Source organism: Methylobacterium sp. J-118 (assembly GCF_057836565.1).
This window is the reverse complement of record NZ_JBYQFA010000001.1, coordinates 5,259,583-5,281,173: the sequence shown is the minus strand read 5'-3', so window position 1 is coordinate 5,281,173 and position 21,591 is coordinate 5,259,583. Positions and strand designations below refer to the sequence as shown.

Below are 21,591 nucleotides of genomic sequence, written 5' to 3'. Positions count from 1 at the left end.
CGTCCGCGGCGCGATTCAGCTAAGGACTCCCCGCCGTGGACCCCGCAACCGCCAAGACCCTGGTCTCCGCCGCCCTGGTCGCCTCGATCGCCCTATTCAGCCTGGTGTCGTTCCAGGCGTTCTTCGCCCAGGTCCTGGCCGACCTGCGCGACGCCCGGGCCGTGCGCGTCCCGGTGCGCGCCGACCGCCGGGATCCCCCGCGGACCTGACCGGCCGGGCGGTTCCGGCGAGCCTCGGTCTCAGGCCTCCTCCTCCCGGGCCCGCGCGCGCAGGACGAACTTCTGCACCTTGCCGGTGGAGGTCTTGGGCAGCTCGCCGAACACCACGTGGCGGGGGAGCTTGTAGGATGCGAGCCGGCCCCGGCACCATTGGATCAGCTCGTCGGCGGTGGGCGTCGCCCCGGGCTTCAGCTCCACGAAGGCGCAGGGCGTCTCGCCCCATTTCGCATCGGGCTTGGCCACCACGGCGGCGCCCGCCACCGCCGGGTGCTTGAACAGGGCATCCTCGACCTCGATCGACGAGATGTTCTCGCCGCCCGAGATGATGATGTCCTTCGAGCGGTCCTTGAGCTGGATGTAGCCGTCCGGGTGCTTCACCCCGAGGTCGCCGGTGCGGAACCAGCCGCCCGTGAAGGCGGCCTGCGTGGCGGCCGGGTTCTTGAGGTAGCCGCGCATCACCACGTTGCCGCGCATCATCACCTCGCCGATCGTCGTGCCGTCGGCCGGCACCGGCGCCAGCGTGTCCGGATCGCGCACGTCGAGGGCCTCCAGCACGGGATAGCGCACCCCCTGGCGGGCTTTTTTGGCCGCCCGCTGATCGGCCGCCAGGGCGTCCCAATCGGCGTGCCAGGCGTTGACCACCGCCGGGCCGTAGCTCTCGGTCAGCCCGTAGAGGTGGGTGACGTCGAACCCGGCCTCGGCCATGCCGGCGAGCACCGCCTCGGGGGGCGGGGCGGCGGCCGTGAAGAAGGCCACGCGCCGGGGCAGGTCCCGGCGCTCGGAATCGGCGGCATTGATCAGCATCTGCATGACGATCGGCGCGCCGCAGAGATGCGTGACCCCGTGCTCGGCCATCAGCCGGTAGAGCGCGTCCGCCCGCACCTGGCGCAGGCAGACATGGGTGCCGGCCACGATCGACAGGGTCCAGGGGAAGCACCAGCCGTTGCAGTGGAACATCGGCAGGGTCCAGAGATAGACCGGGTGCTGCCCGAGGCCGCCCGTGACGACGTTGCCGAGCGCCAGCAGCGCCGCGCCGCGGTGGTGGTAGACCACGCCCTTCGGGTCGCCCGTGGTGCCCGACGTGTAGTTCAGTGTGATCGCGTCCCACTCGTCGTCCGGGAGCTGCCAGTCGTGGTCCGGATCGCCGGCCGCTAGGAACGCTTCGTAGTCGGTCTCGCCGAGGCGTTCGCCCGGGCCGTCATAGACCGGATCATCGACGTCGATGACCAGGGGCTTGGTCTCCAGTCCCTCCAGGGCCGCGGCGGCGGTGCGGAAGAATTCGCGGTCGGTGATCAGCACCCTGGCCTCGCCGTGCTCCAGGCAGAACCGGATCGCGGCGGCGTCGAGGCGGGTGTTGAGGGTGTTGAGCACGGCCCCGGTCATCGGCACGCCGTAGTGGCACTCGATCATCTCGGGGGTGTTGGCCAGCAGCGCCGCCACCGTGTCGCCGCGGCCGATCCCGCGCCGGGCCAGGGCCGAGGCGAGCCGGCGGGCCCGGGCGTAGAGGTCCCGATAGGGCCGCCGCAGGGCGCCGTGGATCACCGCGACCTGATCGGGGAACACCCGGGCCGCCCGGTCCAGGTAGAGCAGGGGGGTCAGCGGCTGGTGGTTGGCCGGCACGCGGTCGAGGTCGCGGTCGTAGATCGTGTCGCGGGCCATCCCGTCCTCCCCGGCAATTCGTTGTCGGGACAGTAGCTTGCCGGCGTCGACGGCTCCAGTCGTGGTTTCGAAAGGTCGAGACCTTTCGCGGGTCCAGGGCGGCGCCCTGGAGAACATCTCAGGGTCCAAGATCTCAGGGCTCCGCCCCCGAACCCCGCCAAAGGGCTCGCCCTTTGGAAACCCGCTTCAATGCCGCGATTCGTCCTCGGGCTCGGGCAGGAAGCGGGCGAGCTCGAAGCCGATCTCGATCATCAGGTGTTCGATCCGGTCGGTGAGCGCCGGCCGATGCAGGGCGCGGGCGAGGTCGCGCAGGGCGATGATGTGCTCGGCCATCCGGTTCACCACGCGCTCGCTCTGCACGAGGTTGACCGCCTGCTCCTCCGTCCGGTCGATGGCGATGCCGCGCCCGCGCGTCGCCCGCCCGGTGGGATCGTGCTCGATCCGGCCGCGCATCAGCAGCGTGCGGATGCCGTCCCGGGTGTCCCGCGTGCGGAACTCCGCCTCCACGGAACCGCCGATCACCGCGGCCGCATGCAGGTAGCTCTCGATCCGGACGCGATCCTCGGGATGGGTGCGGTCCAGGAAGGTTTCGAGGGACACGCCGCTCGCCGCAGCCGCCGGGTCCAGGCCGAGCAGGCCCGCGAAGGAGGCCGAGAGCTCCAGCTGCCCGGCCCAGTAGTCGTGGACCCACGTGCCGACCACGCCGGAGGCGTCGAGGACGGATTGCGGGATCGGGGCTTCGGCCATGCCATTCCTCGCGGGGATGTCCGACGTTCTTAAACTTGAGGTTATCAACCCCGCAGACTCCCCATGTCGGTCGTGCCCAAGCTACGGTATCGACGCCGACGTGGGAAGTCTGTTAACCCATTTCAGGCCAAAAATCTTAACCTGAAGTTTAGGATCTTTCGAGGTGCGCCGGTGCGATCTGCATGAGGCGGGCCAAACGCGCTCTTAACGCTCCGTTAACCATGTCGGCGCCACCGTGCCCATGGGCCTCCTCGGGCTCCGGGATCGCGGCACCGGGCGATCCAGCCACCTGAGGTTGGCTCAAGCGGCGCCGTGACCGCGAGTCGCAGGCGCCCGGACGGATGCGCGGGGCCTTCTGGAGGACGCCCAGGATGAAAGCGATCACCTTCGTCACGCAGAAGGGCGGCAGCGGCAAGAGCACGCTGTGCATCTCCCTGGCGGTGGCCGCCCGGGAGGCGGGCCACACGGTCTGCATCCTGGAGATGGACCGCCAGGCCACGATCTCGGACTGGGCCGACCACCGGACCGTCGATGGCCCGGAGGTCGCGCAAATCGACGCCACCCAGATCGATGCCGTGATGGAGCGCCTGCGCGACTCGGCCTACGACTACGTGTTCATCGATACGCCCGGCGTCGATTCCACCGGCACGCTGTCGGCGATCCGCGCGGCGGATCTCTGCATCATCCCGTGCCGGCCGACGCCGGCTGACCTGCGCGCGTTCAAGCCGACCCTGGCGGCCGTCTACCGGCTGGAGAAGAAATTCGCCTTCGTGCTCAACCAGACCCCGCCGCGCTCCTACCGGGTCCGGGACGCCGCGGACGGGCTCGCCGTGCTCGGCATCCTGCCCGACGTGAACATCGTCGCCCGCGCCGACCACCAGGACGCGATCGGCCTCGGGCAGGGCGTCACCGAGTTCAACCCCAAGGGTCAGGCCGCCGGGGAGGTCCGCCGCCTCTGGTCCTGGATCGAGCGCCGCACGCAGTCCCTGAGGACGGGCCAGCATGTCCAAGCCGCCTAAGCTCAGCCTCGCGGCGATCGTCGCCTCGGCGAGCCCGCCGGCCCGATCCTCCGCGGCGCCGCGGCCGCAGGGCGCCGAGATCGTCGCCCTGACCCTGGCGCCCCCGGCGCCGAGACAAGCGGCCACGCTCAAGCAGCGCGCCCGCCAGATGTCGGTCTACCTGGAGCCGCCGGTCTACGATCAGGTCCGGGACCTCGCCTTCGCCGAGCGGACCAAGATGCACGCCCTGATCCTGGAGGGCCTCGACCTCCTGTTCAAGCAGCGCGGCGCCCGGTCGATCGCCCAGCTGACCGAGACCCGCTCCCGCTGAGGCCGCCCCGCGCCGTCGGAGACGCGCGGCCCCCCCCTGAACCCCCGCCGCCGGCAGCGTTCAGGCTTCCTTTACGCGATCGCTACAATTCTGGGTGGACCCGGTCGCGAGCCTCTTGGCGCGGCCGGGTCCGGTCCGGTCCGGACCCCGGTCACGCGTAGAGTTTGGTGAAGTCCACGATGGTGCGCACGACCCTTTCCCGGCCTGCGCGCGTCGCCCTGCGGCTGCTGGCCGTCTCGGGCGTGGCCCTGGCCACGGCCAATTGCGCCACCGCGCCCCAGCAGAAGCTCGCAGCCGGCAACGGGGTCGATCCGAAATACGGGGTCAAGGCGAGCCCGCGCCTCTACAACGAGGGCGACGTCATCCCGAAGGGCGGCGGCCGCCGCTACACCGGCAAGCCCTACGTGGTCGCCGGCCAGACCTACGTGCCCAAGGAGAACCCGCAGGGCTACGTGCGCGAGGGCCTCGCCTCCTGGTACGGCTCCGCCTTCCACGGGCGCATGACCGCCAACGGCGAGGTGTTCGACCGCCACTCGATCGCGGCCGCCCACCCGACCCTGCCGCTGCCCAGCTACGCCCGGGTGACCAACCTCGACAACGGCTCCTCGATGGTGGTGCGCGTCAACGACCGTGGCCCCTACCATGCTGGCCGGGTCATGGACGTGTCGGAGGAGGCCGCCGACGCGCTGGGCTTCCACCGCCAGGGCACCGCGCATGTCCGCGTCGAGTATGTCGGCAAGGCCTCGGTCGCCGGCAGCGACGACCGCAAGCTGCTGGCCAGCCTGCGCACCGACGGGCGCCCGGCCGGCCGCTCGGCCGTGATGATGGCCGATCTCGGCCCCTCCGAGGAGCCGGAGCGCTACGAACGCTCCGCCCCCGCGCCCCTCGCCTTCAAGCCCGCCCCCGAGCCCGAGGAGCCCGCCGCGTCTCCGGCGCCGCGGCCCGCGCCAGTCCGGGCCCCGATCGTGCTCGCCGCGGCCGCCGTGACGGTCCCGGCGGCGGTGCAGCCCACGGCCCCGCGGGTGCGGGAGTTCCACCCGGCCCCGATCGCCGCCAGAGGCGCGAACCTGAAGGTCGCGGGGCTCAACCCGGCCGCCATCGAGGCCGCCCCGCAGGCGGCCGGGCATGGCGCCTCCCCGAAGGCCGCGGCACCGGGCCGCCTCGCCCTGGCCGAGGCCGGCCGGCGGCCGTCCGCGGTCTCCGGCCCGGCCCGGACCCCGGTTCCGACGCAGCTCGCCCAGGCGGCACCGGCGGCGATGCCGGGTCCGGCCAAGCAGGCCATGGCACGCCTCGCCTCCGCGGCGGCGCCGGGCAAGGGTACGACCGTCAAGATCGCGATGGTGAAGGACGCGGCGGTCAAGGCCGGCGCGGCGCCGCGCGGGGCGGCGGTGCATGCGGCCGCCCCGCAGGCCGCCCCGGCCGTCAAGGCGGCGGCGATCAAAGCCACGCCGGCCAACACGGCGCCGACCCGGACGGCCGCCGCCGGAACCCGGCCGTCCCGGATGGCCGGGATCTACTGACGCCCCGGCGGCGTCCGACCGCCCGGGGGAGGAGCCCGGGGGCGGATCCGGCCGCCGATGAGACATTTCGCATTCGATCCGGCGCCGAAACCGTAATATGGTTACGCTTGTTATTGGGATAGGGCCGGGGTCTCCTCCGGCCGGACGACAGGCGCGGGACGGAGCGGCGATGCGCAGGACCCTTCTCACCCTTCTCGCGGCCGCCTGCGCGCTCGGCGCGGGCCTCGCCGGCGCCGCCGCGCAGGGCTTCCAGACCGCGGCCCCGCACGCGATCCTGATCGACGCGGATTCCGGCTCGGTCCTGTTCGAGAAGGCCGCCGACGAGCGGTTCTCGCCGGCCAGCATGGCCAAGCTGATGACCACCGACATCGTGTTCGAGGCGCTGAAATCCGGCCGCCTGTCGATGGACACGGAGTTCACCGTCACCGAGGACGCGTGGAAGCGCGGCGGGGCCGGGGGCGGCGGCTCGTCGATGTTCGCGCAGGTCAACAGCCGCATCAGGATGTCGGACCTGCTGCGCGGCCTGATCGTGCAGTCGGGCAACGACGCGGCGATCACCATCGCCGAGAACATGGCCGGCTCCGAGGAGGCGTTCTCTGGGCTGATGAACCAGCGCGCCAAGGAGATCGGGCTGACCAACTCGACCTTCCGCAACGCCACCGGCTACGCGGCCCCCGACCAGAAGGTCACGGCCCGGGACATGGCCAAGCTCGCGCTGCACATCATCGACACCTACCCGGACTACTACAAGATTTTCTCCGAGAAGGAGTTCACCTGGAACAAGATCCGCCAGCAGAACCGGAACCCGCTGCTGACCCTCGACATCGGCGCGGACGGGCTCAAGACCGGCTACCTGGAGGAATCCGGCTACGCGCTCACGGGCTCGGCGGTGCAGAACGGCCAGCGGCTGGTGCTGGTGGTGTCGGGCCTCAAGACCGCCCGGGACCGCGCCTCCGAGGCGCGCAAGCTGATGGAATGGGGTTTCCGCGCGTTCGAGACGCGGCAGATCTTCGGGGCCGGCGAGACCGTGGCCGAGGCCTCCGTGTATGGCGGCCAGGCGGGCTCCGTGCCGCTGGTGGCGAAGAAGCCGGTGCGGGTGCTGCTGCCCCGCGGCTCCAGCGACCGGGTCAGCGCCAAGGCGATCTATACCGGGCCGCTCGTCGCCCCCGTGGCGGAGGGCCAGCCGGTCGGCGCCCTGCGCATCCAGCGCGGGGACACGGTCGCCCTCGACCAGCCGCTCTACGCCGGGGCGGCGGTGGAGCCCGGCACGCTGCCGCAGCGGGCCATGGACGCCGCGCTGGAATTCGGCACCGGCCTCGTGCGCAAGGCCCTCGACCGGGCCGGCAAGGGTGGCGACAAGAGCAGCGACAAGGCCGGGGCCGGGGCCGCCAACCCGTCGTGACCGCGCAGCCGTGATCGTGCCACGCTTCGGGGATCCCGCGGAGGCGCGGGGCGCCTTCGTCACCTTCGAGGGCGGGGAGGGGGCCGGCAAGTCGACCCAGATCGCCCGCCTCGCCGAGACCCTGCGGGCGCGGTCCGGACGGGGCGTCTGCGTGACCCGCGAGCCGGGGGGCTCGCCCCGGGCGGAGGAGATCCGCGCCGCCCTGCTCGGCGGCGTCGCCAAGCCCTACGGCCCCTTCGCCGAGGCCCTTTTATTCTGCGCCGCCCGGATCGACCACCTCGACCGGCTGATCCGCCCCGCGCTCCAGCGGGGCGAGACGGTGCTGTGCGACCGGTTCATCGACTCGACCCGGGCCTATCAGGGCGCGGCCGGGGGCCTCGATCCGGACGTCCTCACCGCCCTGGAGCGGGTCGTGGTCGGCCCGACCCGGCCGGACCTGACCCTGATCCTCGACCTGCCCCCCGAGGTCGGGCTCGCCCGGGCGGCGGTGCGCGGCGGCGGGCAGGGGGCCGACCGGTTCGAGGCCGAGGCCCTCGACTTCCACGTCCGGCTGCGGGAGGCCTTTCTGGCCATCGCCCGGGCGGAGCCCGAGCGCTGCGCGGTGATCGACGCGGCCCGCGACCCCGACGCGGTGGAGGCCGCGATCCGCGCCGCCGTCGCGACCCGGCTGCCGGACCTGCTCCCGGGGGAGGGCAGCCGCGGCGATGCGGCGTGAGGGCGCCGCCGAGGTCAGGGCTCCCGGGGATCGCGCGATCCCTGGAGGCCTCCTTCGCGGCGGCTTCGCCGCACTTCAGGAGGAGGGGGATTGTCGGGCGGGATGTTGCACCGCCCCCCGCCCCCTCAGGCGGCCTTCTTCCCCCGCTCGGCGATCTTGACCAGGCTGCGCAGCACCTCGGTGGCGGTCTTGAGCCGGGCCGGGACCGTGGTCAGCTCGCGCACGAACACCACGCTCATGTCGGGCCGCACCTTCGCGAAGGAGGCCTGCTCGGCGACGTAGGCCACCAGCCCCTGCGGGTTGGCGTAGGACCGGTCGCGGAAATGGACCACCACGCCCTTCGGCCCGGCCTCGACCTTCTCGACATTGGCCTTGCGGCACAGGATCTTGATCGTGCCGATCTTGAGGAGCTGCTCCACCTCCGGCGGCAGCGGCCCGAACCGGTCGATCAGCTCGGCCCCGAAGCTCTCCATTTCGGCGTCGTCCTGGAGGGTGGCGAGCCGCCGGTACAGGGCGAGGCGCACGCCCAGATCCTCGACGTAATCCTCCGGGATGGTGACCGGCGCGCCGAGCGCGATGGTCGGCGACCACGCCTCCTCGGGCAGGTCCTCGATGCCGGCCTTCAGCGCGGTGACCGCGTCCTCCAGCATCTGCTGGTAGAGCTCGTAGCCGACCTCCTTGATGTGGCCGGACTGGGCGTCGCCCAAGAGGTTGCCGGCGCCGCGGATGTCGAGGTCGTGGGAGGCGAGCTGGAAGCCCGCCCCCAGGGTGTCGAGGCTCTGCAGCACCTTGAGCCGCTGCTCGGCCTGGGCGGTGAGCTGGCGGTTGGCCGGCGTCGTGAACAGGGCGTAGGCCCGGGCCTTGGAGCGCCCGACCCGGCCGCGCAGCTGGTAGAGCTGGGCCAGCCCGAACATGTCGGCCCGGTGCACGATCAGCGTGTTGGCGGTGGGGATGTCGAGGCCCGATTCCACGATCGTGGTCGAGAGCAGCACGTCGAACTTGCCCTCGTAGAAGGCCGTCATCACGTCCTCCAGCTGCCCGGCCGCCATCTGGCCGTGGGCCACCGCGACCTTGATCTCCGGCATCTCGGCGTCGAGGAATTTCTTGACCTCGGCCAGGTCCTCGATCCGGGGCACCACGTAGAAGGCCTGGCCGCCGCGGTAGCGCTCGCGCAGCAGGGCCTCCCGGATGGTCAGCGGGTCGAACGGCGTCACGAAGGTGCGCACCACCAGCCGGTCCACCGGGGGCGTGGCGATGATCGAGAGCTCGCGCACCCCCGTCATGGCGAGCTGGAGCGTGCGCGGGATCGGGGTCGCCGAGAGGGTCAGCACGTGGACGTCGGCCTGGAGCGCCTTCAGCCGCTCCTTGTGGGCCACGCCGAAATGCTGCTCCTCGTCCACGATGATCAGGCCGAGATCCTTGAAGGCGATGTTCTTGGCGAGCAGCGCGTGGGTGCCGACCACGATGTCGAGGGTCCCGTCGGCCAGACCCGCGCGGGCCTGCTTCATCTCCCCGGCGCTGGCGAAGCGCGAGAGCTGGGCGACCTGAACCGGCAGCCCCTTGAACCGCTCGGCGAAGGTCCGGAAATGCTGGCGGGCGAGCAGGGTGGTGGGCACGATCACCGCCACCTGCTTGCCGGAGATCGCCGCCGCGAAGGCCGCGCGGAGCGCCACCTCGGTCTTGCCGAAGCCGACATCGCCGCAGACCAGCCGGTCCATCGGCCGGCCGGCATTGAGGTCGTCCAGCACCGCGTCGATGGCGTTGGCCTGGTCCTCGGTCTCCTCGAACGGGAAGCGGGCGGCGAATTCTTCGTACAGGCCCTCGGGCGCCTTGAGGGACGGGGCCTTCCGGACGAAGCGCTGGGCCGCGACCTTGATCAATTCGCCCGCCATCTCGAGGATGCGGCGCTTCATCTTGGCCTTGCGGGCCTGCCACGATCCGCCGCCGAGCCGGTCGAGGGCGACCTCCGAATCCTCCGAGCCGTAGCGGGTCAGGAGCTCGATGTTCTCCACCGGCAGGAGCAGCAGGCCGCCGGTATAGGCGAGTTCCAGGCAATCGTGCGGGGCGCCGGCGGCGTGGATCGTCTTCAGGCCGGAGAACCGGCCGATGCCGTGGTCGGCGTGGACCACGAGGTCGCCGGGCTGGAGCGCCTGGACCTCCAGGATCACGTCCTGGGGCCGCTTGGCCTTGCGCTTCTGGCGCACCAGCCGGTCGCCCAGGATGTCGCCCTCGGACACCACCGCGAGGTCGCCCGCGACGAAACCCGCCTCCAGGCCCCAGACCGCCACGGCCGAATCCGCGCCGCGCTTCAGCGCGTAGACGTCGGTCAGCCGGGTGATCGCCACGGGCTTCCTGAGGCCGTGATCGGTGAGCACGCCGCAGAGCCGGTCGCGGGAGCCGTCGGACCAGGCTCCCAGGATCACGTGATGACCGGATCCCTGGAGGTCGCGGATATGGGCCACCGCCGCGTCGAACACGCTGGCGTTCTCGTCGGCCCGCTCCGGCGCAAAAGTCCGTCCGGCCCTGGCGCCGCAATCGATCACCGCGCGCTCAGGCGATTCGGGCTGCGCGAAGGGCGTCAGCCGCGCCACGGTGGCGGTGCCGATCCGCTCCTTCAGCTCGTTCGGCGTCAGGTAGAGGGCCCGGGGCGGCAGCGGCTTGTAGGGGGCGACGCCCGATTGCGGCGTCTTCATCGCGCCCTCGCGGGCCTGGTAATAGTCCTGGACCAAGCTGATCCGCTCGGCGGCGGCGTCCTCCACCTGCGGATCGAACACCAGCGGCACGCCGGGCAGATAGTCGAACAGCGTGTCGAGGTGGTCGTAGAACAGCGGCATCCAGTGCTCGAGGCCGGCGTAGCGCCGCCCCTCGCTCACGGTCTCGTAGAGCCGGTCGTCCCGGGTCGCGGCGCCGAAACTCTGGATGTAGCCCTGGCGGAAGCGCCGGATCGTCTCGGTGGTGAGCTGGACCTCGCTCATGGGCATCAGGTCGAGCGAGCGGAGCTGGCCGGTGGTGCGCTGCGTCTCCGGGTCGAAGGCGCGGATCGATTCCAGCGTGTCACCGAAGAAGTCGAGGCGGATCGGCGCCGGCAGGCCCGGCGGCGACAGGTCGAGGATGCCGCCGCGGACCGCGTACTCGCCGGTGTCCCGCACCGTCCCCGTGCGCAGGAAGCCGTTGGCCTCCACCCAGGCGACCACGTCGTCCATGGCGATGACGTTGCCGATCGCCGCCGAGAGCGCCTCCCGGGCGATGTGGGCCCGGGGCGGCACCCGCTGCACCAGGGCGTTGACCGTGGTGCAGAGGATGCGCGGGCGGTCCTCGGCGGAGCGGGTCCGGGCCAGGCGGGCCAGAGCGGTCATCCGGGCGGCGGCCGTGGCCGTGGTCGGCGAGACCCGGTCGTAGGGCTGGCAGTCCCAGGCCGGCAGGTTCATCACGTCCATCTCGGGCGCGACGAAGCCGAGCGCCGCCTGGAACGACGCCGAGCGCCCGGAATCCCGGGCGACGTGGACCAGCACCGCGGGGGCGTCGACGGTCGGCGCCAGGGCGCGGGCGAGGTCGGCCAGCGCCAGGGCGTCGAACCCTTCGGGGGCGCTCGCCAGGACCGGGCTGTCGCCGCGCTTCAGGGCGTCGATCGCCTGGGCGAGCGCCGAGGATTTCGGGAGGGCGAAGCGCGCGACCTGCGGCTTGGCGGCGGGGGCAGGGGGCTTCGGGGACGATTTCGGCTGGGGCTTGGCCATCGGGTCTTTCGCGGGGAGTCCCGCCGGGCACAGGGAGGGCTGACGCGGGCCGGCGTTAGCCCATTGAGCCGTCGTGATAAAGCATCCCGCCGGCGGCGTTGGGGTGGCTGACGGTGCCCTATATGGCGGCGACGCTCCAGCATGGAACGCGTGTTTGGCTGCAATTCGGGACAGCGTGCGCTGCTGCTGGAGGCGCGGCACTTCGACCTGTTGGATATGGCCGAGGTTTTCGCCGACGACGCGCGGCTCGATCTGTTGGACGATCGACGCGAGTACGGCGGGGAACGCCGCGTGACCGTCGGCCGGGCGCTGGGAAGCCGTCTCGCTCAAGCTCGACAGCGACGTGCTACAAGAGTTCCGAAAAGCCGGCCGCGGCTATCAGGCCCGGATCAACGCCGTGCTGCGGCACCACATGCGGGCGGCCGGGAAGGGGCGCTGAGCCCTACGCGTCGGGCCCGACGATCTCGGCCAGCGCCGCTTCGACCCGGCCGCGGAAGAAATCCGCGTTGGGCATGTGCGCGGTCATCGCGGCGGCCCGGTCCGTCGCCTGCCGCAGGATCGCGCCGCGCAGCGCCGGATCCGAACGCTCCATCATCTCCAGCATGATGCGCACCACGAGTTCGGTGGCGATCGACCGGGCGGGGTGGTCGTAATTGGGCTTCGGTTCGTCCATGGCGGCCTCGCGTCAGGAATGGATCGGCGCGTCGTGCCGGTGGAACGCCCGCACGCGCTGCCAGACCGACGTGTCGTAGTTCGAGGGCGTCTCGGCCTCGCCGGTGAGCCACTTGAACAGGTCGCGGTCCGGCACCTCGATCAGCGCCTCGAACTGGTCGAGTTCCGTCTCCGTCAGGGTGCCGATCTCGGCATCGGCGAAGCGGCCCATGATCAGGTCCATCTCGCGGATGCCCCGGTGCCAGGACCGGAAGAGCAGGCGGCGGCGGCGCGGATCGAGATCGGCGCTGGTGCGGGTGGTGCCGGACATTGTTTGGGGCTTTTGCGTCGGAGGGGCGGGCAGGACCAAGATAGGCGGCCGGGGGCGCGGGATCCAGGATCCGGGCCCGGATCGGGCCACAACCGCAGGGCGAACGGCAAAAAGAAATTGCCTCCGGCGGCCGCTCCGTTATCTGCGGCTGCAACGCCCCCGAACGGGGCGGCGAGCGGGAGTACGACGATGCCGAAGGCAATCCGGGTCTACGCGTATGGCGGCCCCGAGGTGATGCAGTTCGAGGACGTGCCCCTGGCCGAGCCGGGCCCCGGGCAGATCCGCGTCAAGCAGGCGGCCATCGGCGTCAACTTCATCGACATCTACTTCCGCACCGGCGCCTACAAGTCCCCGCACCTGCCCTACACCCCCGGCAAGGAGGGCGCTGGCACCGTCACGGCCGTGGGCGAGGGGGTCACGCAGTTCAAGCCGGGCGACCGGGTCGCCTACGGCTCGGTGGCGGATGGCTGCTACGCGCAGGAGCCGGTGATCCCGGCCTCGGCGGCCGTGCCGATCCCGGAGGGCGTCAACGCGACGACCGCCGCCGCGATGATGCTGAAGGGCCTCACCGTGGAGTACCTGCTGCACCGGACCTACGCGGTGAAGCCCGGCGACACGATCCTGTGGCAGGCGGCGGCCGGCGGCGTCGGCCTGATCGCCTGCCAGTGGGCCAAGCACCTCGGCGCCACGGTGATCGGCACAGCCGGCAGCCCCGAGAAGGCGGAGCTCGCCAAGCGGAACGGCTGCGACCACGTCATTCTCTACCGCGAGGAGGACGTGGCCAAGCGCGTGCGCGAGATCACCGGCGGCAAGGGCGTCCCAGTGGTCTACGACGGCGTCGGGCAGGCGACCCTGATGGGCTCGCTGGACAGCCTCGCGCCGCTGGGACTTCTGGCGAGCTTCGGCTCGGCCTCCGGGGCGATCACCGGGCTCGACCTGGGGCTGCTGGCGCCGCGCGGCTCGCTCTACGTGACGCGCCCGACGCTGGCGACCTTCTCGTCGAACCGCGCGACCCTGGAGGAGGCGGCCGCCCGCCTGTTCAAGGTGGTCGGCGACGGCGCGGTGAAGATCACCGTCAATGCCACCTACCCGCTCTCCGAGGCGCAGCAGGTGCACCGCGACCTCGCGGGCCGGGAGACCACCGGCTCGATCGTGATGCTGCCGTAGGGCTCAAGCCGTGACGCCCGGCGGCGCCGACCTGCTCCTCGTGATCGATGTGCAGGTCGATTTCCTGCCGGGCGGGGCGCTGCCCGTCCCGGAGGGCGACGCGGTGGTGGGCCCGGTCAACGCGCTCCAGCAACAGTTCCAGCACGTCGCCCTGACGCAGGACTGGCACCCGGCCGACCACGTCTCCTTCGCCGACAATCATCCGGGACGGGCAAGCTTCGAGACCGTGGCTTTGCCCTACGGTCCGCAGGTGCTGTGGCCCCGGCACTGCGTCCAGGGCAGCAAGGGGGCGGGTTTCGCGCCGGGCCTCGACACCGACCGGGCCGGGCTGGTGATCCGCAAGGGGCTGGATCCCCGGGTCGACAGCTATTCGGCCTTCCTGGAGGCCGACCGGACCACCCGCACCGGCCTCGGCGGGGCGCTCCGGGAGCGCGGGATCACCCGCCTCGTCCTGTGCGGGCTGGCCACCGACTTCTGCGTCGCCTGGAGCGCGCTCGACGCCCGCGACGCGGGTTTCGACGTCTGGGTGGTGGACGATGCCGTCCGCGGGATCGACGTCGACGGATCCCTCGCGCAGGCCTGGGCGCGGATGCGGGCGGCGGGGGTGCACCGGATCGCGGCGGCGGAGATCGGCTGAGCGCCCGCACGGCCCCGGAGGCGAACCGCCGCACGGGCCCCGGGCGACCGCATCGGCCCCGACGCGTTGGCCTCGCTCCGGAACGCGACAGGAGCCAGCATGTCAGGCAAGCACCCCAAGACCGAGACGCCCACCGACGCCGACCTCAAGGGCAATCCCGGCATCGGCACCTCGAAGGGCATGAGCGGCGCCGACCCCGCCGATCTGCAGGCGGATTCGACCTTCGAGGGCGACGTGGACAACGAGACCAAGCTCGACGGCGGCATCGATCCGAACCACCGGCCGCGCAAGAACGCCTGAGCCTGAACGCCCGAACGATGCAAACCTCACGTTGTCCCGGGCGTCGAGCAGGCGCCCGGGCCTGCGGTTCGTTCAGCGGGCCGGCATGCGGGCCGGCACCTTCTGCCCATGCGGAGCGGCGGCAGGGGCGGGGGCGGCGATGGAGTTGGTGAAGAGCCGGTCCTCGTCGCTCTCAGTCGGCACATAGAGGCGGCCGGGGCTCGCGGTGTTGCCCATCAGCAGCGCCGTGTTGGAGGCGCTGAAGGCGGAATTGCCGTCCGCGAGGGCGGCGCCGGCCGACAGGGCCAGCGTCAGGGCAGCGGTCGCGACCAGCGCAGTGGGCTTCGTCATGGACAGGGTCCTTCTCTCTCGGCGGCGCCCGTCCGTACGGTGCTGCACGCCGTGCCGCCAATCTGGTGTTGCCCTGCCGAACCGAAAGTGCGGCATCGCACAATGGGCGTTGCGTCGCAGCATAGGACCCGTAACCTAAAATTGATCGCCTCTCTATAGCTCTAACCCGAGTTGCATCGGCCCCTCGATCTCCCCCTGCGCGAAGCCCGACAGCGAGACGCCGACCAGCCGCGCGCTGCGCCGGAGGGGAAACAGGCCGGCGAGCAGGTCGAGGCCGATCCGTTCCAGGCTCGCCCGGTCGGCGACCGGCGCGGCGAGCGACTTCGCCCGGGTGACCTGGGCGAAATCCGAGAATTTGAGCTTCAGGGTCACGGTCCGGGCGCGCATGCCCTTGGCGTCGGCCCCGGCCCAGACCTTGTCGAACAGCGGGGCGAGGCGGGCGGCCAGGACCGCGAAGGCGGCGGTGTCCTCCGAGAACGTGGTCTCCGCCCCGATCGACTTGCGCACCCGGTGGGCCCGAACCGGCCTGTGATCGATGCCGCGGGCGACCGCGTGATAGTAGGCGGCCGACGAGCCGAAGATCTCGCGCAGGCGCTCCGGCGTCCAGGCGCGCAGATCCGCCCCGGTGTGGATCCCGAGGCGCTTCATCTTGGCCTCGGTGACCGGGCCGACCCCGTGGAACCGGCCGATCGGCAGATCCGCCACGAAGTCCGGTCCCATGGCGGGGGTGATCACGAACAGGGCGTTCGGCTTGCGGTGGTCGGAGGCGACCTTGGCCAGGAACTTGTTGTACGAGACCCCGGCCGAGGCGACGAGCCCGGTGCGCTCCAGGATCTCGGCCCGGATCGCCTTCGCCACCGCGGTGGCGGTCGGCAGCCCCAAGAAATTCTCGGTGACGTCGAGATAGGCCTCGTCCAGCGCCACCGGCTCGATGAGCGCCGTGTGCCGGGCGAAGACGTCGCGGATCTCCTCCGAGACCGCCCGGTAGACCTCGAAGCGCGGCTTCACGAACAGCAGGTCCGGGCAGAGCCGCCGGGCGGTGGCCGACGGCATGGCCGAGCGCACGCCGAACGTCCGCGCCTCGTAGCTCGCCGCCGCCACGACGCCGCGCTCCCGCGAGCCGCCCACCGCCAGCGGCTTCCCGCGCAGGGCGGGGTCGTCGCGCTGCTCCACGGAGGCGTAGAACGCGTCCATGTCGATGTGGATGATCTTTCGGAGCGCGACCTCCGGATCCATCGCCGCCTCGGGTGCCGGGCTTGAGTTCCTGTTATGTTCCAAACACACAGGACTGGAGGCCCGGGTCAACCGGCCCGGTCCCGTAGCGCACAGGGGATCGCGTGAAGTCCGAAGAAATCAGGCCACGCTGCCGTAGAGATCGTAGGCCTCGGCCCGGTCGACCTTCACGGTGACGATGTCGCCGACCCGGACCGGGCGCCGGAAGGCGGCGTGGACGGTGCCGTCGATCTCCGGCGCGTCGGCCTTCGACCGGCCCCGGGCGACGCCGCCCTCGACGGCATCGACGATCATGGCCAGCCGCTTGCCGACCTTGGCCCGCTGCAGCCGGAGCGCGATCCCGTTCTGCGTCTCCATGAACCGGCGCTTGCGCTCGGCCTTCACCGCCGGCGGGACCAGGTCGCCCAGCGCGTTGGCGGTGGCGCCCGCCACCGGCTCGTATTCGAAGCAGCCGACGCGATCGAGCTTGGCCTCCTGGAGCCAGGCCAGCAACTCCTCGAACTCGGCCTCGGTCTCGCCGGGGAAGCCGACGATGAAGGTCGAGCGGATCGCCAGATCCGGGCAGACCTGCCGCCAGCTGCGGATCCGGTCGAGCTGGCGCTCCTGGTTGCCGGGCCGGCGCATGCGCTTGAGCACCGAGGGGCTCGCGTGCTGGAGCGGCATGTCGAGGTAGGGGAGCACCTTGCCCTCGGCCATCAGCGGGATGACCTCGTCCACGTGCGGATACGGGTAGACGTAGTGCAGCCGCACCCAGGCCCCGAGTTCGCCGAGCTCCTTGGTGAGATCGTAGAACTTCGCCCGCACGCTCCGGTCGCGCCAGGGGCTCTCGGCGTAGCGGATATCGACCCCGTAGGCGCTGGTGTCCTGCGAGACCACCAGCAGCTCCTTCACGCCGGCGGTGACGAGTTTCTCCGCCTCGCGCAGCACGTCTGCGGCGGGGCGGCTGACGAGGTTCCCGCGCAACGATGGGATGATGCAGAAGCTGCAGCGGTTGCTGCAGCCCTCCGAGATCTTCAGGTAGGCGTAGTGGCGCGGGGTGAGCTTGATCCCCTGCGGCGGCACGAGGTCGAGGAACGGGTCGTGGGCCGGGGGCACCGCCTCGTGGACGGCGGCCACCACCGACTCGTAGGCCTGGGGCCCGGTCACCGCCAGGAGGTCGGGGTATTTCTCGCGGATCTCCTCCGGCTGGGCGCCCATGCAGCCGGTGACGATCACCCGGCCGTTCTCCGCCATGGCCTCGCCGATGGCCGCGAGCGATTCCGCCTTGGCCGAATCCAGGAAGCCGCAGGTGTTGACGATCACCACGTCGGCCCCGTCGTGGCGGCGGGCCAATTCGTAGCCCTCCGCACGCAGATGCGTGAGGATCCGCTCGGAATCGACCAGCGCCTTCGGGCAGCCGAGCGACACGAACGAGATCTTTGGAGCCGAGGCCTTGGGGGCGGATCCGCTGGGGGCGGGCGTGGCGGTGGCGGTCATGGGCGCATTCGACGGGTCGGACGCCGCCCGCGTGTGGCCGGTGGGGCAGCCACACGGAGCGCGGGGACGAGAATTCGGGGTCGCATCCCTATAGCGGTTCCAGCCCGCCCGCGCGAGACCGTCCGCCGCAGGGGTGGCCGGCCCGGGGCGCGAGGCTACGATAAATCAAAAAACCCTTTTCTCTTGCAGAAGGTTCTAAATGATTCCTCAGAGATCACATGAGCGTTTGCCCTGTGTCTCGCATCCTGCCGGAGGCACACAAAGCTCGCGGCTAAGCGCAACCGCCTGACACACCCACGTCTCCCTCCCCCCTCTGCGGGGGAGGGTGGCCCCCGAAGGGGGTCGGGAGAGGGGAGCGACAGTGCAGAACGAGGCTTATGCCCGTCTTGAAGGCCCCCGTCTCATTCTGAAGCCGGGTTCCCCTCTCCCGACCCCTGCCGATGCAGGGGCCACCCTCCCCCGCAGAGGGGGGAGGGAGAGACCCGGAGCCCTTCGCGCCTGTTATCCGACGGAAAAATATGAGGTCATTGGCCTGCATGGAGGAGCGGGCCGGTCGCGCTCGACCGTCAGCGTCGGTGTCCGCCTCAGGGTGTATCCTGCGCCGCGGACACGTCCTGCCCGCACCGAGCGGCGGTGCCTGCGTGGAACTGCCGCTTCCCCCGCGGCATCGCCTGTGCGACGGCAGCGGATGACGCATAGCCAGAGGATAGCGGCCCCGGACCCGGCCATGTGGACCCGAGAGATCCCCTTCATCGACCCGGTGGCGGCAGCGGCCCGGCTGCGGTCCCTGCCCGGGCTCGCCTTCCTCGACAGCGCCATGCGGCACGAGTCCCTGGGGCGCCAGTCGATCGTGGCCGCCGACCCGTTCGCCCGCTTCCGCTACCGCGACGGGCGCGCGACCCTCGACGGGCGCCCGGTGCCGGGCGGTCCCTTCGCGGCCCTGCGCGCCTGCCTCGCGCCCTACCGGATCGCGCCCGACCCCGAAAACCCCTTCCCGGGCGGGGCGATCGGCTATCTCGCCTACGATCTCGGCGCGGCCCTGGAGCGCGTCGCGGCCCCGGCCCGGCGGGCCGGGCTCACCGACGACATCGCCCTGAACCTCTACGACACGGCCCTGGTGATCGACCACGCCGCCGGCACCAGCCGGCTCGTCGCCACCGGCTTCCCGGAGCGCGACCCGGAGGCCCGCCAGGCCCGGGCGGCGGCGCGGCTCGCCGGCTTCGCCGACCGGCTCGGCAGCGCCGAGCCCGCGGATGCGGCACCGGACCGGCCGGGCACACCGCTCGCGTGGCGCTCGAACTTCGACCGGCAAGGCTATGAGCTGGCTGTCGAAAAGGTCCGTGATTTCATCCGCGCCGGCGACATCTACCAGGCCAACATCGCCCAGCGCTTCACCGCCGATCTGCCGGCCGGGTTCGATCCGTTCGGCTTCTATCGGCGGCTGCGCGCCACCAACCCGGCGACCTTCGGGGCCTATCTCGAGCTGGAGGGGCTGCGCGTCGCCTCCTCCTCCCCTGAGCGCTTCATCCGCCTCGACGGCCGGCAGGTGGAGACGCGCCCGATCAAGGGCACCGCCCGCCGCCTCGACGATCCGGAGGCCGACCGGGCGGCGGCCGCCGCGCTCCAGGCCTCCGTCAAGGAGCGGGCCGAGAACGTCATGATCGTCGACCTGCTGCGCAACGACCTGTCCCGGGTCTGCGCGCCGGGCAGCGTCGCCGTGCCCACGCTCTGCGGGCTGGAGACCTACGCCAACGTCCACCATCTGGTGTCGGTGGTGACCGGGCAACTCCGCGACGGGCTCGACGCCCTCGACCTCCTGGAGGGCACCTTCCCCGGGGGCTCGATCACCGGCGCCCCGAAGATCCGGGCCATGGACATCATCACGGAGATCGAGGGCGACGCGAGGGAGCTCTATTGCGGCGCCATCGGCCGGATCGGCTTCGACGGGGCGCTGGACACATCCATCGCGATCCGGACCGTGTTCATGGACGACAGGCAGGCGGTGCTGCAGGCCGGCGGCGGCGTGACCCTGCTGTCGGAGCCCGGGCCGGAATACGACGAGACCCTGGCCAAGGCCGCCCGGGTGTTCGAGGCCTTCGCATGATCCTCGTCCTCGACAATTACGATTCCTTCGTCTTCAACGTGGTCCGCTACCTGGAGGAACTCGGCGAGGAGGTCCGGGTCGTGCGCAACGACGCGCTGGACGTCCCCGGCATCCGGGCGCTCGCCCCCGAGGCCCTGGTGGTCTCGCCCGGCCCCTGCACCCCGGCGGAGGCCGGAATTTCCCTGCCGGCGATCCGGGAGCTGTCGGGTGCGGTGCCGATCCTCGGGGTCTGCCTCGGCCACCAGGCCATCGGCGCGGCCTTCGGCGGCACGGTCGCGCGGGCGCAGCGCCCGCTCCATGGGCAGGCGACGCCGATCGCCCATACCGGCGAGCGGCTGTTCTCCGGGCTGCCGGCGCCGATGCCGGTCGGGCGCTACCACTCGCTGGTGGTGACACCGGAGCCCGGCATGGAGAAGCACCTCACCGTCGACGCGGTCTCGCCGGAGGGGGAGGTGATGGCGCTCTCGCACCGGGCCCACCCGACCTACGGCATCCAGTTCCACCCGGAATCGGTCCTGACCGAGGGCGGCCACGCCCTGTTCGCCAATTTCCTGGGCCTGGCCCGCGCCTGGCGCGCGCAGCCGGAGGGACGCCGCGATGCTGTGGCGTGACGGGGCGATCGTCCCGGGGACGCACGCGCCCCTCGACCACACCGACCGCGGCCTGACGCTCGGCGACGGCCTGTTCGACACGGCGCTGGCGCTCGGCGGCCGCGTCGCCTTCGAGGACGCCCATGTCGACCGGCTCGTCGCCTCCGCGGCGACGCTCGGGATCCCGGCCGAGCCGGAACGGATCCGCGCCGCCATGCGGGCGCTCGCCGGGCAGGGCAGGGGGGAGACGGACAGGCTGGCGATCCGCACCACCCTCACCCGCGGCTCCGGCCCGCGGGGCCTGAAGCCCCCGGAGGATCCGCACCCGACCCTGTTCGCCACCGCGGCGCCGAGCGCCCGGAGCGCGGCCTTCGCGCCCCTGCGCCTGTGGCCCACGGCCATCGCCCGCAACGACACGGCGCCCACCGCCCGGCTGAAGACGCTGGGCTACCTCGACGCGGTGCTGGCCGCCCGGGAGGCCGCCGCCGCGGGCTTCGACGAGGCTCTGTTCCGCAACACACGGGGCCGCGTCGCCTGCGCAGGCACCGGCAACCTGTTCGCGCTGTTCGGGCAGACCCTGGCGACGCCGCCGCTGACCGACGGGGTGCTGGCCGGGATCGTGCGGGCGGAGGTTCTGGGGCTCGCCGCCGGCTGCGGCCTGCGCGCGGAGGAACGGTCCCTGAGCCTGCCCGACCTCCTCGGCGCCGAGGCCGTGTTCCTGACCAACTCCCTGCGGCTGCTGGCGCCCGTGACGGCCATCGGCGACAGGGCGTTTCCCGGCGCCGGCCACCCGGCCTCGGCCCGGCTCATGACGGCGCTGCGCGCCCGGGTGGCCCGGGCCTGCGGCGTACCGGAGGACGGGGTTGCATGACCGATCAGGCGATCGAGACGGGGCGGCGGCGTCTGCGCTACGGGCTCGCGGCCGTCTACCTGTTCATCGGCGTCGTCCACCTCGTGGCCACCGACGCGATGCTGCCGCTGATGCCCGACTGGGTGCCGGCGCCGCGCCTCGTCCTCCAGGCCACCGGCCTGTGCGAGATCGCCGGCGCGGTCGGCCTCCTCACCGGGCGATTCCGCCGGGCGGCGGCGATCGGCCTCGCCCTCTACGCGGTCTGCGTCTACCCGGCGAACCTCAAGCACGCCTTCGGCCACGTCCACGTCGACGGCATCCCGGATTCCTGGTGGTACCACGGCCCGCGGCTCGCCTTTCAGCCGGTCTTCGTCTGGGCGGCGCTCTGGGCCGGCGGCCTGATCGACTGGCCGTTCCGCCGATCCAGCAGACCGGCCGGGATCGCCCGAAAACCGTGATCCCGGGATCCCAGGATCCTGGCAGGCCCTGATCCCGGGATCCCGGGCCGGGGACAGGACCCGGTGCCGCCGGGCGAAAAATTCCTCCGGCGGGGGACGAGATCGGCCGGATACGCTTGGCTGGACCGGCGTTGCCCGTC

The 21,591-nt window shown here is 71.9% G+C and carries 21 protein-coding genes and 1 pseudogene; 14 read left to right on the top strand and 8 right to left on the bottom strand.

Annotated elements, in window-relative coordinates:
- Nucleotides 1-35: 35 nt before the first annotated feature.
- On the top strand, nucleotides 36-209 hold the full coding sequence (locus AC3IF3_RS25870) for a hypothetical protein (RefSeq protein ID WP_489218782.1): 174 nt from the start codon (nucleotides 36-38) through the stop codon (nucleotides 207-209).
- A gap of 30 nt (nucleotides 210-239) precedes the next feature.
- Here the strand turns inward: AC3IF3_RS25870 and AC3IF3_RS25865 are convergent, their stop codons facing one another.
- Both AC3IF3_RS25865 and AC3IF3_RS25860 read right to left on the bottom strand, forming a co-directional pair.
- Complete coding sequence (locus tag AC3IF3_RS25865; protein WP_489218781.1) at nucleotides 240-1,877, bottom strand: acyl-CoA synthetase; 1,638 nt, start codon at nucleotides 1,875-1,877, stop codon at nucleotides 240-242.
- Between the two features lie 186 nt (nucleotides 1,878-2,063).
- A complete protein-coding gene (locus AC3IF3_RS25860; protein WP_243973260.1) occupies nucleotides 2,064-2,624 on the bottom strand; it encodes a PAS domain-containing protein in 561 nt (186 codons plus the stop codon).
- A gap of 371 nt (nucleotides 2,625-2,995) precedes the next feature.
- Between AC3IF3_RS25860 and AC3IF3_RS25855 the strand changes: the two genes are divergently transcribed.
- The 5 genes from AC3IF3_RS25855 to tmk all read left to right on the top strand — a co-directional run bounded on the left by AC3IF3_RS25855 (nucleotide 2,996) and on the right by tmk (nucleotide 7,590).
- Nucleotides 2,996-3,643 (top strand): ParA family protein, encoded by a 648-nt coding sequence (locus AC3IF3_RS25855; protein WP_243973262.1) that lies wholly within the window; start codon nucleotides 2,996-2,998, stop codon nucleotides 3,641-3,643.
- Nucleotides 3,627-3,953 (top strand): ribbon-helix-helix domain-containing protein, encoded by a 327-nt coding sequence (locus AC3IF3_RS25850; protein WP_243973264.1) that lies wholly within the window; start codon nucleotides 3,627-3,629, stop codon nucleotides 3,951-3,953. Before AC3IF3_RS25855 ends, AC3IF3_RS25850 begins: the two co-directional genes overlap by 17 nt.
- Before the next feature lie 179 nt (nucleotides 3,954-4,132).
- Nucleotides 4,133-5,473, top strand: coding sequence for a septal ring lytic transglycosylase RlpA family protein (locus tag AC3IF3_RS25845; RefSeq protein WP_489230814.1), 1,341 nt, complete (start codon nucleotides 4,133-4,135; stop codon nucleotides 5,471-5,473).
- A 169-nt stretch (nucleotides 5,474-5,642) separates the two neighbouring features.
- Entirely contained in the window at nucleotides 5,643-6,875 is a 1,233-nt protein-coding gene (locus AC3IF3_RS25840; protein ID WP_489218779.1) for a D-alanyl-D-alanine carboxypeptidase family protein, read from the top strand.
- A 10-nt stretch (nucleotides 6,876-6,885) separates the two neighbouring features.
- A complete protein-coding gene (gene tmk, locus AC3IF3_RS25835) occupies nucleotides 6,886-7,590 on the top strand; it encodes a dTMP kinase (protein ID WP_489218778.1) in 705 nt (234 codons plus the stop codon).
- 125 nt (nucleotides 7,591-7,715) lie between these two features.
- Here the strand turns inward: tmk and mfd are convergent, their stop codons facing one another.
- Nucleotides 7,716-11,324 carry a transcription-repair coupling factor gene (gene mfd / locus AC3IF3_RS25830; protein WP_489218777.1) on the bottom strand — a complete coding sequence of 1,203 codons (3,609 nt, stop codon included), beginning with the start codon at nucleotides 11,322-11,324 and terminating at the stop codon, nucleotides 7,716-7,718.
- A gap of 325 nt (nucleotides 11,325-11,649) precedes the next feature.
- On the opposite strand from mfd, the pseudogene AC3IF3_RS25825 reads away from it, so the two are divergent.
- Nucleotides 11,650-11,763 (top strand): annotated as a pseudogene (locus AC3IF3_RS25825) (BrnA antitoxin family protein); the annotation flags it as partial.
- Nucleotides 11,764-11,766: 3 nt separating this feature from the next.
- Here the strand turns inward: AC3IF3_RS25825 and AC3IF3_RS25820 are convergent.
- Both AC3IF3_RS25820 and AC3IF3_RS25815 read right to left on the bottom strand, forming a co-directional pair.
- Nucleotides 11,767-11,997, bottom strand: a complete 231-nt coding sequence (locus AC3IF3_RS25820; RefSeq protein ID WP_243970999.1) for a hypothetical protein — start codon at nucleotides 11,995-11,997, stop codon at nucleotides 11,767-11,769.
- A 12-nt stretch (nucleotides 11,998-12,009) separates the two neighbouring features.
- The gene (locus AC3IF3_RS25815; RefSeq protein ID WP_243970997.1) at nucleotides 12,010-12,306 is read right to left on the bottom strand and encodes an FAD assembly factor SdhE; all 297 of its coding nucleotides are present in this window, start codon (nucleotides 12,304-12,306) and stop codon (nucleotides 12,010-12,012) included.
- 189 nt (nucleotides 12,307-12,495) lie between these two features.
- Here AC3IF3_RS25815 and AC3IF3_RS25810 point away from each other — a divergent pair, with 189 nt between their 5' ends.
- The 3 genes from AC3IF3_RS25810 (at nucleotide 12,496) to AC3IF3_RS25800 (ending at nucleotide 14,410) form a co-directional block, all read left to right on the top strand.
- Nucleotides 12,496-13,473: a quinone oxidoreductase family protein gene (locus AC3IF3_RS25810; RefSeq protein WP_489230813.1), complete on the top strand. Its 978-nt coding sequence runs from the start codon at nucleotides 12,496-12,498 to the stop codon at nucleotides 13,471-13,473.
- 10 nt (nucleotides 13,474-13,483) lie between these two features.
- On the top strand, nucleotides 13,484-14,110 hold the full coding sequence (gene pncA / locus AC3IF3_RS25805; RefSeq protein WP_489230812.1) for a bifunctional nicotinamidase/pyrazinamidase: 627 nt from the start codon (nucleotides 13,484-13,486) through the stop codon (nucleotides 14,108-14,110).
- 99 nt (nucleotides 14,111-14,209) lie between these two features.
- The gene (locus AC3IF3_RS25800; RefSeq protein ID WP_243970991.1) at nucleotides 14,210-14,410 is read left to right on the top strand and encodes a hypothetical protein; all 201 of its coding nucleotides are present in this window, start codon (nucleotides 14,210-14,212) and stop codon (nucleotides 14,408-14,410) included.
- A 72-nt stretch (nucleotides 14,411-14,482) separates the two neighbouring features.
- Here the strand turns inward: AC3IF3_RS25800 and AC3IF3_RS25795 are convergent, their stop codons facing one another.
- From AC3IF3_RS25795 to rimO, 3 genes are all read right to left on the bottom strand, one after another.
- A complete protein-coding gene (locus AC3IF3_RS25795) occupies nucleotides 14,483-14,740 on the bottom strand; it encodes a hypothetical protein (protein WP_243970990.1) in 258 nt (85 codons plus the stop codon).
- Nucleotides 14,741-14,893: 153 nt separating this feature from the next.
- Nucleotides 14,894-15,976, bottom strand: a complete 1,083-nt coding sequence (gene dinB, locus AC3IF3_RS25790) for a DNA polymerase IV (RefSeq protein ID WP_243970988.1) — start codon at nucleotides 15,974-15,976, stop codon at nucleotides 14,894-14,896.
- Between the two features lie 117 nt (nucleotides 15,977-16,093).
- Nucleotides 16,094-17,449, bottom strand: coding sequence for a 30S ribosomal protein S12 methylthiotransferase RimO (gene rimO / locus AC3IF3_RS25785; protein WP_489230811.1), 1,356 nt, complete (start codon nucleotides 17,447-17,449; stop codon nucleotides 16,094-16,096).
- Nucleotides 17,450-18,176: 727 nt separating this feature from the next.
- On the opposite strand from rimO, the gene pabB reads away from it, so the two are divergent.
- Genes pabB through AC3IF3_RS25765 form a run of 4 tightly spaced genes read left to right on the top strand, consistent with a single transcriptional unit; the run spans nucleotide 18,177 to nucleotide 21,451 of the window.
- Nucleotides 18,177-19,553, top strand: a complete 1,377-nt coding sequence (gene pabB / locus AC3IF3_RS25780) for an aminodeoxychorismate synthase component I (protein WP_489230810.1) — start codon at nucleotides 18,177-18,179, stop codon at nucleotides 19,551-19,553.
- Nucleotides 19,550-20,164: an anthranilate synthase component II gene (locus AC3IF3_RS25775; RefSeq protein WP_489230809.1), complete on the top strand. Its 615-nt coding sequence runs from the start codon at nucleotides 19,550-19,552 to the stop codon at nucleotides 20,162-20,164. Before pabB ends, AC3IF3_RS25775 begins: the two co-directional genes overlap by 4 nt.
- On the top strand, nucleotides 20,151-21,014 hold the full coding sequence (locus AC3IF3_RS25770; RefSeq protein ID WP_489230808.1) for an aminotransferase class IV: 864 nt from the start codon (nucleotides 20,151-20,153) through the stop codon (nucleotides 21,012-21,014). The genes AC3IF3_RS25775 and AC3IF3_RS25770 overlap by 14 nt, the downstream gene beginning before the upstream one ends.
- Nucleotides 21,011-21,451, top strand: a complete 441-nt coding sequence (locus tag AC3IF3_RS25765) for a DoxX family protein (RefSeq protein ID WP_489230807.1) — start codon at nucleotides 21,011-21,013, stop codon at nucleotides 21,449-21,451. Before AC3IF3_RS25770 ends, AC3IF3_RS25765 begins: the two co-directional genes overlap by 4 nt.
- Nucleotides 21,452-21,591 lie beyond the last annotated feature (140 nt).